Origin of the sequence: Eubacterium limosum, assembly GCF_000807675.2 — a bacterium.
Classification (GTDB): domain Bacteria; phylum Bacillota; class Clostridia; order Eubacteriales; family Eubacteriaceae; genus Eubacterium; species Eubacterium limosum.
This window is the reverse complement of the sequence record NZ_CP019962.1, coordinates 2,727,286-2,744,405: the sequence shown is the minus strand read 5'-3', so window position 1 is coordinate 2,744,405 and position 17,120 is coordinate 2,727,286. Positions and strand designations below refer to the sequence as shown.

The 17,120-nt window shown below is 46.1% G+C and carries 15 protein-coding genes; 10 read left to right on the top strand and 5 right to left on the bottom strand.

Annotated features, from left to right (window positions below):
* The first annotated feature begins 196 nt into the window (after window positions 1-196).
* From B2M23_RS12900 to B2M23_RS12885, 4 genes are all read left to right on the top strand, one after another.
* Window positions 197-1,624: a trimethylamine methyltransferase family protein gene (locus B2M23_RS12900; RefSeq protein ID WP_038354026.1), complete on the top strand. Its 1,428-nt coding sequence runs from the start codon at window positions 197-199 to the stop codon at window positions 1,622-1,624.
* A gap of 17 nt (window positions 1,625-1,641) precedes the next feature.
* Window positions 1,642-2,916, top strand: coding sequence for an MFS transporter (locus B2M23_RS12895; protein WP_052237473.1), 1,275 nt, complete (start codon window positions 1,642-1,644; stop codon window positions 2,914-2,916).
* A gap of 8 nt (window positions 2,917-2,924) precedes the next feature.
* Entirely contained in the window at window positions 2,925-4,370 is a 1,446-nt protein-coding gene (locus tag B2M23_RS12890) for a trimethylamine methyltransferase family protein (protein ID WP_242945798.1), read from the top strand.
* 106 nt (window positions 4,371-4,476) lie between these two features.
* A complete protein-coding gene (locus B2M23_RS12885) occupies window positions 4,477-6,009 on the top strand; it encodes a BCCT family transporter (RefSeq protein ID WP_038354028.1) in 1,533 nt (510 codons plus the stop codon).
* Between the two features lie 8 nt (window positions 6,010-6,017).
* Here B2M23_RS12885 and B2M23_RS12880 read toward each other — a convergent pair whose 3' ends face one another.
* The 4 genes from B2M23_RS12880 to B2M23_RS12865 form a co-directional block, all read right to left on the bottom strand.
* A complete protein-coding gene (locus B2M23_RS12880) occupies window positions 6,018-6,716 on the bottom strand; it encodes a GntR family transcriptional regulator (protein ID WP_052237474.1) in 699 nt (232 codons plus the stop codon).
* Window positions 6,717-6,727: 11 nt separating this feature from the next.
* Window positions 6,728-7,432: a GntR family transcriptional regulator gene (locus tag B2M23_RS12875; protein WP_038354029.1), complete on the bottom strand. Its 705-nt coding sequence runs from the start codon at window positions 7,430-7,432 to the stop codon at window positions 6,728-6,730.
* Window positions 7,429-8,094, bottom strand: a complete 666-nt coding sequence (locus tag B2M23_RS12870) for a cobalamin B12-binding domain-containing protein (RefSeq protein WP_052237475.1) — start codon at window positions 8,092-8,094, stop codon at window positions 7,429-7,431. Before B2M23_RS12870 ends, B2M23_RS12875 begins: the two co-directional genes overlap by 4 nt.
* A gap of 129 nt (window positions 8,095-8,223) precedes the next feature.
* Window positions 8,224-9,153, bottom strand: coding sequence for a DMT family transporter (locus B2M23_RS12865; RefSeq protein ID WP_038354030.1), 930 nt, complete (start codon window positions 9,151-9,153; stop codon window positions 8,224-8,226).
* Between the two features lie 282 nt (window positions 9,154-9,435).
* On the opposite strand from B2M23_RS12865, the gene B2M23_RS12860 reads away from it, so the two are divergent.
* The 3 genes from B2M23_RS12860 (at window position 9,436) to B2M23_RS12850 (ending at window position 12,950) form a co-directional block, all read left to right on the top strand.
* A complete protein-coding gene (locus tag B2M23_RS12860) occupies window positions 9,436-10,845 on the top strand; it encodes a trimethylamine methyltransferase family protein (RefSeq protein ID WP_038354031.1) in 1,410 nt (469 codons plus the stop codon).
* A gap of 75 nt (window positions 10,846-10,920) precedes the next feature.
* Entirely contained in the window at window positions 10,921-11,946 is a 1,026-nt protein-coding gene (locus B2M23_RS12855; protein ID WP_038354032.1) for an EamA family transporter, read from the top strand.
* A gap of 29 nt (window positions 11,947-11,975) precedes the next feature.
* Complete coding sequence (locus B2M23_RS12850; RefSeq protein WP_038354033.1) at window positions 11,976-12,950, top strand: EamA family transporter; 975 nt, start codon at window positions 11,976-11,978, stop codon at window positions 12,948-12,950.
* A 174-nt stretch (window positions 12,951-13,124) separates the two neighbouring features.
* Here B2M23_RS12850 and B2M23_RS12845 read toward each other — a convergent pair whose 3' ends face one another.
* Window positions 13,125-13,664, bottom strand: a complete 540-nt coding sequence (locus tag B2M23_RS12845; protein ID WP_038354034.1) for a GNAT family N-acetyltransferase — start codon at window positions 13,662-13,664, stop codon at window positions 13,125-13,127.
* A gap of 172 nt (window positions 13,665-13,836) precedes the next feature.
* Between B2M23_RS12845 and B2M23_RS12840 the strand changes: the two genes are divergently transcribed.
* Genes B2M23_RS12840 through B2M23_RS12830 form a run of 3 tightly spaced genes read left to right on the top strand, consistent with a single transcriptional unit; the run spans window position 13,837 to window position 17,118 of the window.
* On the top strand, window positions 13,837-14,571 hold the full coding sequence (locus B2M23_RS12840) for a polyphosphate polymerase domain-containing protein (RefSeq protein ID WP_038354035.1): 735 nt from the start codon (window positions 13,837-13,839) through the stop codon (window positions 14,569-14,571).
* Window positions 14,553-15,230: a DUF4956 domain-containing protein gene (locus tag B2M23_RS12835; protein ID WP_038354036.1), complete on the top strand. Its 678-nt coding sequence runs from the start codon at window positions 14,553-14,555 to the stop codon at window positions 15,228-15,230. The genes B2M23_RS12840 and B2M23_RS12835 overlap by 19 nt, the downstream gene beginning before the upstream one ends.
* A gap of 10 nt (window positions 15,231-15,240) precedes the next feature.
* Window positions 15,241-17,118, top strand: coding sequence for a carbohydrate-binding domain-containing protein (locus B2M23_RS12830; protein WP_052237476.1), 1,878 nt, complete (start codon window positions 15,241-15,243; stop codon window positions 17,116-17,118).
* Window positions 17,119-17,120 lie beyond the last annotated feature (2 nt).

The following is a 17,120-nucleotide window of genomic DNA, read 5'->3' as shown; positions in this document are numbered from 1 at the left end:
TCCCCACTTTTTCATGATGTTTTTATGTAAAAAAAACTGACTATGTCGGTTTTTTTTACTTTATTGAAAGGAATTATCCATTAAACCGTCTCTTTTTTCGCTAATTATTCTTTTTTTATGATTTATTTTTGGCATATATCTTGCGTTACAATGTCATATATCCTTTGCGCATTGAATAAATACTGAGGAGGTCTATATGTATTCTTATGAGAAATTCATTTCACACAAGGATGTGGAAAAAATTCACGATGAGTCCTTACGGATTTTACGGAAAGTTGGCGTAAGGTTTGAGCATCCCAAAATCATTGAAATATTCAGAAAAAACGGGCTTCAAATTGACGGAAACACGGTTTACATGGATGAAAAAATAATTGCAGCACATTTGGCGCTTATTCCCAAAAGCTTTACGATACGCTCATCCAAAGGGGATTCTGCTTATGGGGAAGGCTTCTGTCATAAAATGCCAGCCGCCGGAAATATCTATATCCAGGATAACGGCGCTGTCCGTAAAATGACAAACGATGATGTGGTCAATCAATTTAAGCTTTCGGACACCAGTGATTTAATGGATACAAACTACATGAATATTTTTTTGGAGGACAAAGATTTTACCCAGGATCAAAAAATCTATGCTGAACTGGCGATGCACCTGAAATATTCAAGCAAGGCTGGCCCTTACGTCCTCCCAAATACCTTCCAAATCGAAAATATCCATGATCCATACGTCAGAGGATTGCGTCTCATAAAAGATTTCGAGGCATTGCAAAATGATTATGTCTGTATCATTTCTATTAATACGCTTTCCCCTCTCTGCTATGATCATGATCCTCTTGAAAAAATGCTGATCGCTGGTGAGGAAAACCAACCCATCTGGATTTCACCATGCGCTATGCCTCTCCTGACAGCGCCGCCATCTGTAATGGGCATGATGGCAATGACGAATGCCGAAACGCTGGCCGGGCTTGTCCTATCACAAATGATTCGCCCTGGGATACCCTGCGTTTATGGAAACACCTCGGGCTCGACCAATTTAAAAACGATACAGCTGAGCATTGGTTCTCCTGAAAGTGTTTTAATCACTTACGCGACTAAGGCCTTGGCGGATTACTATGGCCTGCCCTGCCGCGCCGGCGGCGGTTTAAGTGATTCAAAGGATTTTGATTTCCAGGCTGGTAGTGAGTCCATGATGATGATTTATGCGTCACTGGACGCGAACCCTGATTTGTTATTCCACGCCTGCGGCATCATCGGAAGCTTCAATATTGTAAGCTTTGAAAAATTTCTTGCAGACGAGGAAATGTATCGTATGTGCGAACGGATTCTTCGCGGTATTGACTGTTGTCCAGAAAAAGAATGCTATGAGCTCATTTCAAAAACAGGCCCCCGCGGAACTTTTTTGAAAGGACGAACGCCGCAGATCTATCGTGATGAATTCTTTATGCCAAAATATTTTAACAAGGATGATCCAAACCAGTGGCAGCAGCACGGTTCTGAATCGGTTCGGGATTCCATCCAAAAAAAAGTAGAGCAGCGTATCCAGTCCTACGAGCCTCCTGAAATTACCAAAGAACAGGAACGACTCTTAAAGCCATATCTGCCACAAAAATACATCGAAAAAATATAAGAAAAAGGAGAACTAAAATGACAACCTCTATGTCAAAGGGAAAAAGAAACTTTCTGGTATTTCTAATCAGCATCATGTGTCAATTGATCTACATTGTCCCTTATATTCGGTTTTATTTTTACGACCAATACGTTGCCGCCTATGAACTGACCAATCTTCAATTAGGAAATCTCGGATCAATTTATGGGCTTGTCGCGCTGTTCAGTTACTTTATCGGCGGCTTCTTCGCTGACCGCTTCAGTATTCGGAGCCTGATGACGGTTTCCTTTACGGTCTGCGCCGGACTCGCCTTCTGGGAGGCCATGTATCCATCCTATAGCTCACTGATTCTTATTTACTCGCTATTTGCTTTTTTTAACTCTGCTACCATGTGGCCAGCCTACATCAAATTTCTGCGTGGCCTGGGGAGCGATGACGAACAGAGCCGCCTGTATGGAACCAGCGAAGCGCTAAGAGGAGTTCTCGGCTGTGCGGCTGGTCTTGGCCTGCTGGCGCTTGTCGTTCAATTTTCAGATATCCGGGTCGGCGTCCAGACAATCATTATTACCCTGGGGGTCTCTTATATTGTTTTTGCTATTTTGAGCCTTGTTTTCCTTCCCAAATCTGACCCGGCTGAAAAAAGGGATGTCTCGGCAAACCGTAAAGACAAACATTCCACCTGGAATAATTTCATAGCGACGATCAAGCTGCCTGAAACCTGGATTTTATCTATCTTTATGTTTGCCTGCTACTGTACTTTTATGGCAGGTGTTAACTATCTGGGAACCTATACCACGCAAATTTTGGGGATTTCAGCCGAAATCTCAAGCGGTCTGGGAATTGTCCGAAACTACGGCATTCTGGTGATTGCCGGCCTTCTGGGCGGCATTTTGGCAGACAAGGCAAAATCAAGACTGATTTTCATTGTTTATCTTTTGATTGGCGTCATTATTCTCGCGGTCGCAACGCCGCTGTCAAGCACAATGGTCATGCTCTGCCTGGTTATCAGCATGGTTCTGCCTTTATTCTATTATGGGATCAAAGCTGTCTATTTTTCTGTTTTAGGCGATGCTGGTATTCCAATGGCCCTAACCGGAATGGCCTCGGGCATTATTTCATTTATCGCGCTGTCACCCGATGCTTTCATGACCAGCATCATGGGCGCGTGGCTCGATAAAGACCCTGTCATGGGCTTTAATATGATCTTTGGATGGATGGTCGTTTGGGCGATAATCGCCATTGTTTTCGCCTTGATTATTTACAAACGCGGCAAAAACAAACAGCTGAAAACGGAAAATACATTACAAAAATAAGGAGAAAAATGATGAACACAAAAAAATACAGCCACTATGTGTCACAGGAAACCATTGAAAAAATTCACGAAAATTCCTTAGTTCTTTTGGAAGAAGTCGGCGTTTTATTTGAAAATGAACGCGCGCTTGCTCTATTCCGCCAAAACGGCTTTCGAATTGAAGGCGAAAAAGTTTTCTTTGATCGAAAAAAAATTGAATCCCTGTTGCAGCAGCTGCCCGAAAGTTTTGAATTAACTTCAAGTAAAGGTAATCTCAAGATCGGCAACGGCAGCCGAATCACCATGCCCAGCGGCGGCCCAGTCTATATTTCTGACCATGGCAGGGTTCGGAAAACCACCAATGAGGATATCACCAATATTTTTAAAATCTGCTGTACCAGCAAGGAATTAAAATATAACCGACTGGAGTATTTACCAGACACAAAGGGCCTTGATCAAAAACAGCTCATTCATTATCATACCGCCATGAGCTTAAAATACAGTACCCTGCCCCCTTTTATGCTCGTAAACACGTTTAACCTCGATAAAGACACCATCTACCAGCACACGCTGGATGATATCGAAATCATCAGGCGTTACGAGGGCGTCACCGATAAAACAAAGATTGTAAATACCTTTTGCGTGAACTCACTTTCGCCCTTATGCTATGACCACGATCCCCTGGAACGCGTTTTTGCCTATGCCGAATCGAACCAGCCGCTCTGGTTCTCACCCTGTGCCATGCCTGTCCTGACAGCGCCCTACAGCGTGATCTCCACGATGATCCTCACCAATGCCGAGATTCTCGCTGGTATTGTGTTCGCCCAGCTCATACAGCCTGGTCTTCCCTGTATTTACGGCAACACCTCTACCGGCACAAATTTGAAAACGCTGCTTTTAACCTTTGGCGCGCCTGAAACCATGCTGATGATTTACGCTTCAAATGCGATGGCCGATTTTTATAAAATTCCATGCCGAACCGGCGGCGGACAAGCCGATGCTAAAGAGGTTGATTACCAGGCAGGGCTCGAATCCATGTTTATGATACAGTCAACAATGGAGGCGGGTACTGATTTAATTTTCCATGCTACCGGTATGATGGGGAGTATGAATCTGTTCAGTTATGAAAAATTCATTTTAGATGAAGAAGCGGTTGCCTTTGCGAGAAGAATGGTCGATGGTATTGATTGCTCTGATGAAAAATTATGTATGGATATTTTACGCGAAACCGGCCCCAGGGGATCTTTCTTAAAAGGGCGGACGCCAAAGATGTATCGAGAAGAATTTTATATGGCAAAATACCTTAACAAGGAGGATGTCAACACCTGGCAGAATGAAGGTTCTGTTTCGATTCTGGAAACTGCACGAAAGGAGGTCGCAAAGAGAATTTCGTCTTATGAAGCACCCGGTATTACCAAAGAACAAGACAAGCTCCTTATGCCTTATCTGCCTCCGCAGTATCAGGATAATATCTAATTAAACTCGATCAAATCACTCAATTGCCTCCTGTAAATCAGATCATACAGATTTCAGTTACAGGAGGTAATCTTCAACTAATATTCTATTATTAAGCGAGGCCAAAATGAAAAACAAAAAAATAAATTCAATCGTTTTTTTGCCGGCAATAATTTTGTTTTGCAGTTGTATTTTTTTAGCTTTTTATGACAACGATGTTTTTGTTATGCTGACCAGCAATTTTTACGCCTGGATTCTCGATCAATTTGGCTGGTTATTCATCTTAACAACTTTGGTCGTATTCATTGTGTGCGTTGCTCTGTACTTTTCGCCGCTTGGCCATATTGTCATTGGTGGCAAAGCGGCAAAACCCACCCTTTCGATTTGGAACTGGTTTTCAATCACGCTATGCACTACAGTAGGCTCGGGCATTGTTTTTTGGGGGGCTGCCGAACCCGTTCAGCACATGCTGTATCCTCCAGCGTCTTCTGGTATTGAAGCCCTGTCTCCTGATTCAGCACTTTTTGCAATGTCTGCAATTTTTCGTCACTGGACACTGCTTCCATATGGCCTCTATACTCTTATGACAGTTGTTTTTGCCTTTGTTTATTATAATATGAAAAAACCATTTTCTTTGGGATCAGTTATTTCACCGATTATTCCAGAAAAACATCAGAACTCAACTGGAAATATTATTGATTTTATCTGTGTATTCTCTTTAGTTTCTGGTTTAGCGGCATCCCTATACACTGCAGTTTTGAGCATCAATGGCGGGATCAGTAAAGCTTTCGGGGTCGATTCAAATATTTTTGTCTGGGGAATTATTATTGCTATTATCAGTTGTATAACTTTTACAAGTGCCGTTTCCGGGATTAATAAAGGTATTAAATATCTTTCAAATATTAATGTTTACATCTTTTTTATTATCTTAGCGCTTATTTTACTTTTTGGAGGGAGTACATTTATTTTTAGCTTTGCAACTGAAAGCCTCGGAGATTTTATCACTACATTTTTTAAAGGTTCTTTGTTTACAGGTGCAGCTGCAAACGACCCGTGGTCTAAAAGCTGGACCATTTACTATTTTGCCAATTGGATGGCCTGGACGCCCATTACCGCTGTTTTTTTAGGACGAATCTGCTATGGACGAAAAATAAAAGAAATTATTCTCATGAATCTTCTTGTCACTTCTCTCTTTGGCATTATTTGGTTCACCATTATCTCAGGCGCTACGATTAACAGTTTGATGAACAATCCCTCTTCTGGCCTGATCGAAGCCTTTAACACTGGATATGAAAATGTAATTTATCAACTTTTTAACAATTTACACCTTGAGGCCTTTCTTATTCCAATCTATCTGATTGCGGTTCTGATCTCGCTTGTTACAGCATCAGATTCCACTACTCTTGCCATCTCCAGTCTTTGCAGTAAGGGTATCTCTCCTGAGTCGCCTGAACCGCCTAAATTTCTTATTATGATATGGGTAGTCGTTGTAGGTATTGTAACTTGGATTATGATGTCTGTCAGCGAGGGGATCACTGGTATAAAAATGCTTTCAAATATTGGCGGTCTTCCCGCAATGTTTTTAATTATATTGGTAATTATCTGCGCCGTTAGAATCGCCATTGATCCCCAAAAATACAACCATATTGATCATGATTGACTTCCTCCTCAAACACCATTCCGGCTCGTGGCCACCACCTGTATGCTGTCCGCGATGGTGTAGGTCTGGCCAACGGCTACCAATTGGTCATATTTATCGTAGTATTTCTGTTTAAAATAAAACACCGGGGTGCTCTCTGAGATACTCAGTGCGTTTATGATGTCCTGGGTTGGACGGATCATACGGACTTCAAGAGTCTTGTTGATTTCCTTTTCCAGAAAATAGTCGATCCGGCGCAGGTTGTCGTAATAAAACATTTTCTTCGTGTCACCGCTGAAGTGGTGCAGGAGGTATTTAATATCATAGGATACCGGCGCATCAAGATAGGAATTGAAGGTCCGGCGAATTTTAATGGTCTGGATCTGCTCACTGCTCTGGCTGTCAAATTCCTCCAGGCCATTGAAGTCAAAGATCTGGGAGATACTCAGTATCTTGGTGTCCAGGATAGTCTCCTTAATATTGGTGATCTCGTTAAAAAACATGTGGAACAGGTCGTTTTCGCTCTCCTTTACATAGCAGCCGGAACGCTCCCGGGTTTCGATATAGCCTTCATTAGACAAGATGGACAGGCTGTTGCGCACAGTAATACTGCTCACGTTATAAATTTTAGTCATTTCCTTAATGGAGGGCAGTTTATCCCCAGCGACCAGTTTATTATTAATGATCTTATTTTTAATGTCCTCTACGATGTTTTCGTACTCTTTCACGACGATTCCTCCTACTCTGTCTTGGCAAAAAACCGTGTTTTATCCGGCAGGATATAAAGCTTGCCCCATCCAAAGGGCAAACCGCTCTGGTCATAGACGTTAAGCTCGACGAGCATGAGGATACTGCCCACCGGAATCCGCAGTTTTTCAGCCACATCCACATCGGCATTGACGCCTTTGATCCGCAGATCCTGGTACATCTCATAAACAGAAATCTTGTTCTTAACCAGATCCGAGAAATCTTTATATTTCAGACTTTTCTCTGAAATATTGATCCCCGCAAAGTAGGGCAGGTATTTTTCATCATAGGCGATGGGCAGCCCGTCCTCATAAATCAGCCACTTTAAGGCCACGACTCTTTCATTGGGTGCAATGTTCAGATTATAAACCATATAAACATCCGGTGTTACAAGGCTTGAGGAAATCAGCTTGGCTTCGTCATAACCATTGTTAAAAATAGTTTTACAGCTGTAGCGCATGGAAAACTTGTTTTTCTTAACATTTTTGATGTAATTACCTTTCCCTTGAATGGAGTAAAGATGCCCTTCTGACAGAAGGACTGATATAGCCTTTCGGACGGTTATCCGGCTGGCGCCGTATTCGGCGCAGAGGGCTGTCTCTGAGGGCAGAGGGTCGTTGTCCTTGTAAACATTGGTGGATATTTTATGCTTAATGCTCTCAATGATTTCTTCATACTTAAATTTAGAATTACTCATTGTTTCTTATCCTGTCTTTTTTCGTTAAACAGCTTTTTCAGTCGGATACACTCAGCGACGCCGTCCTTGGCGGTTTTGGCAAAGGCATCGGCACCGGAAATGGCCGCAATGTCGATATTGACCATGGCACCGCCGATAATGGTGGTAATATCCTTTGTTGCGGGGTCATTCTTCAGCAGGTCAATGGCCCGCTGAATGGCGCCCACAGTGTTGGTCAACACTGCGCTGATACCGATAATGCTGGGGTGGCAGCGCCTGGCCTCTTCCACAAAACGCTCAGCTGGCACATCCACTCCAAGGTCGATGACATTAAAACCAACTGAAACGGCCAGGGAATGGAAAATTGTCTTTCCAATATCATGGATATCGCCTTCAATGGTTCCCAGCAGGATTGTATCTGCAAAAACCTCTTCCTGCTGGCTTGCCGGAAACTGCATCCCCTCCATGTTCAGTATATCCTCGAAGATAACACCGGCCATCATCAGGTCTGAGATGCTGTATTCTCCGCGCTCGTAAAGCAGTCCCACCTTGTCCAGCCCGTCGTTGACGGCATTGACAATTTCCATAGGGGCAGCCCCAAGATCCAGCGCCCGCTCTACAATGCGGGTCACCATTTCATCTTCCAGCTCTACGACTTTTTTGGTCAATGCTGTTAAGTTCATTCGCTTGCCTCCTGTATATCATATTATATGCTCAAATTTGTTCTTTATTTTTACTGATTATATCATAATTTGGAATTCATTGACACTGCAAAGCCTTTTCGTCCACTCTCGCAGTATCCTTTTCCTGTTCTACCCTTCGCCTTTGCTCTCAATATACTGCATATAGACAATGGCGCTGACGGATATGACCATCCCGATGATCTGAACTGCTGAAAGCCTCTGTCCATAGAGAAAGAACCCCGCTGTGGCCGCGACGGTCGGCTCCAGGACGTAAGTCATGGAGGTATAGGACGCGTCGATAAAATTATAGGACGCTGTGGTGGCGCCGTAAGAAATGGCGACATTGACAAAGTACAGCAGCAGCACAAGCCACAGCACAGCGCCGTGCTGGACGGTAATACTACCCATCTCCTTAAAAAGATCCCAAACCGAATAATTAAAGGAGTAGACAATCATGGCCCCCAGACAGGTATAGGTCTGGACCACATAAAAGGGGATCTCTTTCTGTATATGAAAATAGTCGATGGTATAGGCAAAAGCCAGGCTCACCGTCACTGAGACGCCCCAGAAAATACCGATGGTTGTAATGTCGCCGTCTCCCCCTGAGAATATCTCAAGAACAAACAGGATTCCAACCAGGCTGATCAGACAGCAGATTACCTTTTTAGCTGTAATTTTTTCTTTAAAAAACAAACGCATCAGAAGCACCAGCACCACGGCATTGGAAAAGTTAAACAGTGAGGTGATGGCCAGGGGCAGGCTTTCAATGGCTTTTACATAAGCAAAATTGTAAGTGGAGTACAAAAGCCCACCGCTCAGGCAGATAGTTGTCAGGTACAAAAGCTTATTTTTTAGGATCAGGCTTTTAGGATTCTTGACCAGTGCCACTGAGAAAAAGCATATGAATACGAAGAAGGGCGTTAAAATCGTCCGGCCGCTCTCACTGAGACCAATGAAATCAAAATAGCTAAAAAAGATGCCAAAGATACCGGTTGTAACAGCGCCAGCACAGCCCAAAAGAATCCCTACCATGGGTTTCCTGTTTTTAAAAAGCTTCATTTGCTCACCTTATCCGCACAGCTTCTGTGCATAATATTATATGTTCAAAACGTATTTTTGGTTAATTCTGCTTTTTCAAATTTTGTTTATTATAACACGTTTTTAGTTTCAATCACAACAAAAAGTTTTTTTTGGGGATAAAGCGCCTATTTTAAAGGTTTTCTTATCTTTTTATTTGTAAATAGATTTTTTTTAAGATTTTTCTTGACAAGCCCCCGGGATCGTATTACAATACAGGTACAGTGTATAACACAATATGCACAAAATTAGGAGGAAAGAAAAATGAATTTTACTTATGAACCCCTGACTAAAAAACAGATCGAAGACGTTCATCAGGCTACCCTGGATGTGCTGGAAAAATGCGGCGTTGAAATGTGCGACGAACGCGCCCATGAAATTTTCAAAAAACACGGTGCAACGGTTGAAGGCAATATCATCAAGATTCCGCCAAAGGTTGTTGAAGATTGTATGAAGCTTGCTCCGAGATCCTTCATACTGGATGCGGCCAACCCGGACCGCTCTGTCAATATCGGCGCGACCGACCGTCCCCTCATCGCTCCGAACGCTACCTCCCCCTTTATCATCGACGAAGAGTTCAAACGCCGTAAAGTCAATTTTGATGACATGCGCAATTTCTTCAAGCTGTCCCAGAGCAGCAGCTGTGTCGATATCGGTGGGCAGCTGATCGTATTCCCGACAGATAACTGCACCTACAAGGAAGGCGTTATCACCGCCATCTATGAATACTTCCTGCACATGGACAAACCCATGAACCTGTGCTCTGTTGACCGCAATACCATTGATATGACCATGGAAATGATGCACCTGCTCACAGAAAAGGAAGGCGGCTATCCTCTGTTCGCATCCTTATCTCCGATTTCTCCGCTTCGCTTTGACGAAGAACTGCTGGACGGTTTGTTCTACGCAGCCGAAAAGAATCAGGTCATGGAGGTTACTCCCTGCTCTGCCGCCGGCCTGACAGGCCCGATCACTGGCATCGACAACGTGGTTCTGACCAATGCGGAAAACGTGGCCATGTTTACACTGATCCAGCTCATTAATCCGGGCCTGCCAGTGGTTTACTCCACCTATACCTGTATCACAGACATGCGTACCCTTCAGCTCTGCACCGGCGCTTCTGAAAGTATTAAGATGTGCGCCATGGCCCGCCAGATGGCCGGATACTATGAAGTGCCCTTTGATATGCCGTCCGGAAGCACCGACGCCAAAAACTGCGACGTTCAGGCTGCCCTCGAAGCGACGACTGCCATCATGAATGCCTTTGCCGCCAAGCTGGATATCGCCATGTTTATGCTGGGCAGCCTTGACAGCTTCAACAGCGCCAACTATCGCAAATTCATTCTGGACGAAGAGATCATCAAGCATGTCCAGGCTTATATCAAGCCGGCCAAGGATATGAATATTGATAAAACTGTTGACCTGATCACCGAGGTTGGGCAGCACGGCACCTATGTCAAACATAAAAATACGCTGCGCAACTACCGCAAAGAACACAGCTTCCCGGATTTCGGCGTCCGCAGTACCTACGAAGAATATGTTATCGAAAACAAGGATATCACGCAGCGCATCGACGATCAGCTAAAGAAACGGATGGACTCTTACGTTGCGCCTGAAATTCCAGAAGATAAAAAAGTCAAAATGAAGGAAATCTTTGAAAAATATTTACACTAAGCCTTTTTAGGAGGCCCCTGTAACAGGGGTCTCCCTGTTCCCACTGGTTTTTAAGTTCTTATAAAGGAGAAAAAAATGGACGCAAAGAAAAGAAAAGGCGTCGGGTTTGGTATCTTTCTGGCGTGCAGCTCCGCGGTTGCGACTGGTACCTTTGGCATCTTTCTGCACTACCTGTCGGTCTTTGGACTCAGCGATGATACGGTTACCCTCATCGGCCCGGTATTCATGTTTATTGCTTTTTTACTGATCGCGCTCATCAAGGACCGCAGGCTGCTCCTCGCGCCAAAAAAGCTGTATTATTTTACGATGATCGCGGTCAGCGGCTTTATTTTATACCCACTGTATAATTTTACCTATGTGCGTGTATTCGCCAACCTGCCCATGGCCATCGCCTCCCTGTTCCACTTCTCAAATTCCATCGTTTTGGTATTTTTGATGCGGATTCTGTTTAAGCAGAAGATCACCAAAGAAAAACTGATCTGCTGTGTGCTGGCCATTGTCGGCATCATGCTGGTGCTCCAGGTCATTAGCTTCGGCGCTGTAGCTCCGGATAGCAGTGTCCCAATCACGAGCATGGGGATCTTCTGGGGTGTGGCTGTTGCATGTGCCCTGGCGTTTGTCTATTCCATCGACTATTTCCATATCAGCCATGATGTACCGGTTATCACTACTCAGATTTATGCCTGCCTGTGCAGCTCCATCATCCTGCTGATCACCTCTAATCCAGCGGCTGTCGGTCAGAACATCATGGAATCTATTTCCGCAAACGGCGCCGTCGTCATTGTGGTTGCCCTTGTCTACTGCGCAGTGCTCATGTGGTCTTACTACTCCATTACGGCCTGTTATAATTATATCGACGCCTCCTACGGCGCGCTCACCTTTGTTCTGGAACCCAGTGTTGCAGCCATTCTAGGCTTCATTATCCTGCACGAAACACTGACGCCGCTCCAGATGCTGGGGATCGCCATTGCAGTTTGCGCCATTGTCTATATGCAATACTCCGAGGGCAAACGCGAAAAGGCTGAGCTTGCCGCCCAGACCGAGTCCGTAGATCTCACTCAGGATTCTGCAAATGCGAACCCTGAAGTTGACGTCGAATAGCCTTTATGCCCAAAGGAGTGTGAAAGATAATGCCTCTTCTCAGACATAAAGGCGCCGCTTACGGCGTCCTGCTGGCCGCTTCCTCCGCGGTAGCTACTGGTACCTTTGGTGTGTTTTTGAACTATTTTGACAGCCTTGGCATTTCCGAAAACGCCATGTCGACTTTTACGCCGCTGGCTGTCTTATCCTTCTACCTTATCTACACCCTTGTTACACAGCCAAAGGTTCTCAGGCTGCCCAGGAAGCTGTTCTACTTTACCCTCATTGTGTGCAGCGGAATGATCGCGTCGCCTATCTATATCTATACCTCGATCCGGTCTTTTAACACGCTGCCCATCGCTGTCGCCTCGCTGTTGGATTTCTCGAACGCCATTGTTCTGGTTTTCCTGATGCGTATCTTCTTTAAATCGAAGATCACCAGGGAAAAGCTGATCGCCTGCGTCATTGCCATTTTCGGTATGGCGCTGGTGCTCAATCTTTTCAGCACTCATGTCAGCGATATTACAACCATTGGTATTTTCTGGGGGCTGGCCAACTGTTTCAGCTTAGCTTTTGCCTACCTTTTTGATTATTTTCACATTTCAAACGGCGTTTCCTACCTGGCGTACCTGGTCTATTCCAACGCCATGGGTCTCATTGTTTTTTCCTTTAAGACCACGCCAGCCGAGGTATTCCGGGAATTTGCGGCCGCCGCCCCTTCAGGCGGCCTGACCATGTGGCTCATGCTGCTCGGCTACTTTGCCGTTTTGGTCATCTCCTATGGAACCATCGCCGTTTCTTACAATTATATCGAAGCCTCAACGGCTTCCCTGACCTTTGTCCTTGAACCCACCACGGCCGCGCTTTTGGGCTTTCTAGTCCTGAGCCAGCATCTCGGCTCCCTCCAAATCGTCGGGATGGTCATTGCCGTAGGCGCCATTGTCTATATGCAGTATACTGGTGACAAGGCAGATGAAGTCCAGGCAAAACAGAATGAAAAGAAAAAAGTGGTTCAAAACGAGTGATAAATCTGGAAATGAAAAGAAAAAATGGCAGCCGTACCGATTGGGGTACAGGCTGCCATTTTTTATTGATTTTACAGACAAAAATCGCCTCATAACTTTTTTATAGTCTTTTTCAAAAGCATTGCGAATCATGGATTTTTACCGTTTCCACTTAAATAACGAAACAGATTATACTCATTTTCTGTATATACGATAGTAATAATAACTATCGCTTTCCATATTAGGTTGTATATGCCCAATAGGAGTTCTTTTTTCAAATAATTCAAAACCGCAGCTATCTGCCAGCTTGCAGGAAGGTGTATTTGCACAGTCGATTGTTAAAATTAAATAGGGAACATCCGACACTTGAAAACACCAATTAACAATAGCAGTTACTGCCTGTTTTGTATAGCCTTTGTGTTGATACTTCTCACTCATAAAGTATGCAACCTCAACTTCATTTAATGTGTCTTCAATTCCCATACCGACCATTCCAATTAGTTCATCTGTTTTTTTTAACACAATAGCATATCGTTTGTTTTCAAAAATATCAGTTGACGCTTTCTTTGTTTGCAGCCAATCAATAAATCCATACAAATCTTCAGGATTCTTAGCATTCTCAGACCAATCTTTCATAAACTTAACAATCTCACTTTCGCGCACAATGCTATGGAGAAGCTTAGCATCTTTTCGATGAAAATCCCTGATTAATAGATCATTTAACTCTATCTGCATAAAACGATGCTCCTTATCAATCCTAATTGGTGAATGCTTCTTTCATTATTATACCTTATGGCTTTTACTTTGGCAAAAAATGTTTCTTCACGCAGAATTCTTAAAAACATCATAAATTCATCACATTAATCATGTAAAATTTTTGTAAAGTTTGAAATGAAAGGAAATATTTATGAACACACTCAGTCAGAGCAACAGCGTTTTCCAAAGGATCGAGAAAAAATACCATCTGTCCGGCGAAAAATACTGGTCACTCATACAGGCTCTAAAGCCCTATATGCAGATGGACGAATACGGACGCCACACTATCTGCAATATTTACTACGACACTCCCCACTACGACCTGATCCGCCATTCTATCGAGAAGCCCCCCTACAAGGAGAAGCTGCGTCTGCGCAGCTATGGTGTTCCCGGCCAGGAGGACACTGTCTATATTGAAATCAAGAAAAAATGGCAGCGCACCGTTTACAAGCGCCGTGCCGCCATGCCTCTGAACCAGGCCGAGGCTTGGCTCAACCACGGCCTGCGCCCAAGCCTTGACAGCCAGATTCTCCGGGAGATCGACTATTTCATGGCTTTTTACAAGCCCGTTCCCAAGCTCTTTCTGGCTTATGACCGCATCGCCTGCTACGGTATCGAAAACAGCGATATCCGCATTACCTTTGACGCCAATATCCGCAGCCGTGAGTCTGATCTGAGCCTTGCCTTAGGCGATAACGGCGTATCCCTGCTCGACTCGAAAGAGATTCTCATGGAGATCAAGATTCCTGATGCCATGCCGCTCTGGCTGAGCGGTATGCTCTCAGAGCTTAAAATCTACCCTGCATCCTTTTCCAAATACGGCAGCATCTACAAGCGCAAACTTATAACCGAAAGGAGGAACCCCGCTTGTTTACAACAATCATAGACACTGCCACCACCGGCCAGATGACCATCAGCACTGCGCTCATCTGTACCTTTGTGTCCCTTATCCTGGGACTTGTCATCGCTTTGGTTTACATGGCCCACGGCACCTATTCCAAAAATTTTGTCATTACGCTGGCTCTTCTACCTGCCATGGTGCAGATTGTCATCATGCTGGTCAACGGCAACCTGGGCACAAGCGTGGCGGTGCTCGGCGCCTTCAGCCTGATCCGCTTCCGCTCAGTTCCAGGAAGCTCCCGGGAGATCAGCAGCATCTTTTTTTCCATGGCTGTAGGGCTGGCCACAGGCACTGGCTACGTGGTGTTCGCGGCGGTCATCACCATCATCATCAGCCTGGTCATGCTCATCCTCTGCCGCTCGCCCTTTGGCGAACACAAGCCTCTTGACAAGGAGCTGCGCATCACCATCCCTGAAAACTTGGACTATTCTGAAATCTTCGATGATATTTTCAGCGCTTACACAAAAAAAGTGTCTCTGGAACGCGTCAAAACCACTAATCTTGGCAGTATGTATGAGCTTTCATATCATATTGTCCTGAAACGGGCTGAGGATGAAAAAGCGCTCATCGACGCCATCCGCTGCCGCAACGGTAACCTCACTGTAATCTGCGGACGGCCCCAGACTGTTTCCGAGGCCCTTTAGGAGAAAACCCATGAAAAAAACAAGTATTTTGCTTTTAGCCTTTATTCCTCTCTTTATCCTCCTGCTGATCCTCACAGCCGGCTGTACTGCCAGGACTGAAACGTCATCCGGCGCAAGCGCCACGGCTGCTGGCTATGACGCGGAGGACTATGACACGGATTACAGTGATGAAAACCCCCAGACTGTTACCCTTAACGGCAGCGGCATTGATTTTTCCGGCGACGGCGCCACCGTAAACGGCAGCACCCTCACCATCACAGGGGCTGGGGCCTATGTACTCTCCGGCACTTTAAATGATGGCAGCATCGTCATAGACGCTGACAAAAACGCCACAGTCCGTCTTGTACTCAAGGACGCCCACATCACCTCGGGCAGCGGTGCGGCTATCTACAGCAAGCAGGCCGGCAAAACTCTCGTTACCCTGGAAGCCGGCACCCAGAACAGCCTGGCAGACAGTGCGTCCCGGGACAGCGCGGATACAGAAGCGCCAAGCGCCGCCCTTTATGTGCAGGATGACCTGACCATCAACGGCGGCGGAGCCTTATCAGTGACTGGCAGCTACAATGACGCCATCACCTCAAAGGACGACCTGAAAATCATGTCGGGCAGCATCACCATTGCCTCCTCGGCAGACGACGGCATTGTGGGGCGCGACGCCACCAAAATTGCGGGCGGCACCATCACCATCAACGCTGCCGGCGACGGTATCAAGTCCACCAATGATGAGGATACCGCCAAGGGTACCATCCAGATTGATGGCGGCACCTTTGACATTACCGCAGGCGCTGATGGTATCCAGGCTGAAAACAGCCTGACCATTAACGGCGGCACCTTTAGCCTGGCCACAGGCGGCGGGAGCACCAACAGCAGCGATAAGGCCGGAACCGCGGGCAACACCTGGGGCAGCTGGCAGCAATCGCCCCAGACCGCTTCTGACGACACCAGCGACACGACCCAGAGCGCAAAGGCTCTGAAGGCCGGAAACGCCATTGTCATCAACGCCGGCACCTATCACATTGACTCGTCTGACGACTCGATCCACGCAGATGGCACCATCGACATTAAGGACGGTGCCTTTAATCTGAGCTCCGGTGATGACGGTATCCACGCTGACACCTCCCTGACCATAGATGGCGGTACCTTTGATATCACCAAATCCTATGAAGGCCTTGAAAGTATGAGCATTACCCTGAACGGCGGTAAGGGCAGCATTGTGGCGAGCGATGACGGCATCAACGCCGCGGGCGGCGACGGCTCCTCACAAAATGGGCGTCCGGGGCAGAACCCCATGGAAAGCGCCAGCGTGGACGACGGCTCCATTGTGCTGAACATTAATGGCGGTAACTGGGCCATCAACGCCGGTGGTGACGGACTGGATTCCAACGCCTCCATCAACCAGACTGGCGGCACAGTCACCATTGATGGGCCCACCGATGGCGGCAACGGCGCGCTGGATTACGACGGCACCTATAATCTGACCGGCGGCACCCTGATCGCGGCAGGCAGCTCCGGTATGCTCCAGACACCATCGTCCAGCTCTGCTCAGAACAGCATCTCACTGACCTTTAACACCGCCCAGACAGCTGGCACAGCCATCAGCCTGAAGGATGCAAATGGGCAGGAAATCGCGAGCTACACCCCAGCCAAGGCATTTCAGAATATCATCATCAGCACGCCGGATATCCTGACAGGGTCTACCTATACCCTGACAAAAGGCGGCGCAGACCTGACCACAGTGACACCCTCCACCTCAGTCACGAGCATTGCCGAGGACGGCAGCACCTACAACAGTGGTATGGGCGGTGGCCCTGGCGGCACCCATCCCGGAGAAAGCGCCCCGCAGGATATGCAGGGCGGACAGACGCCACAGGACAGGCCAGGAAATTAAAG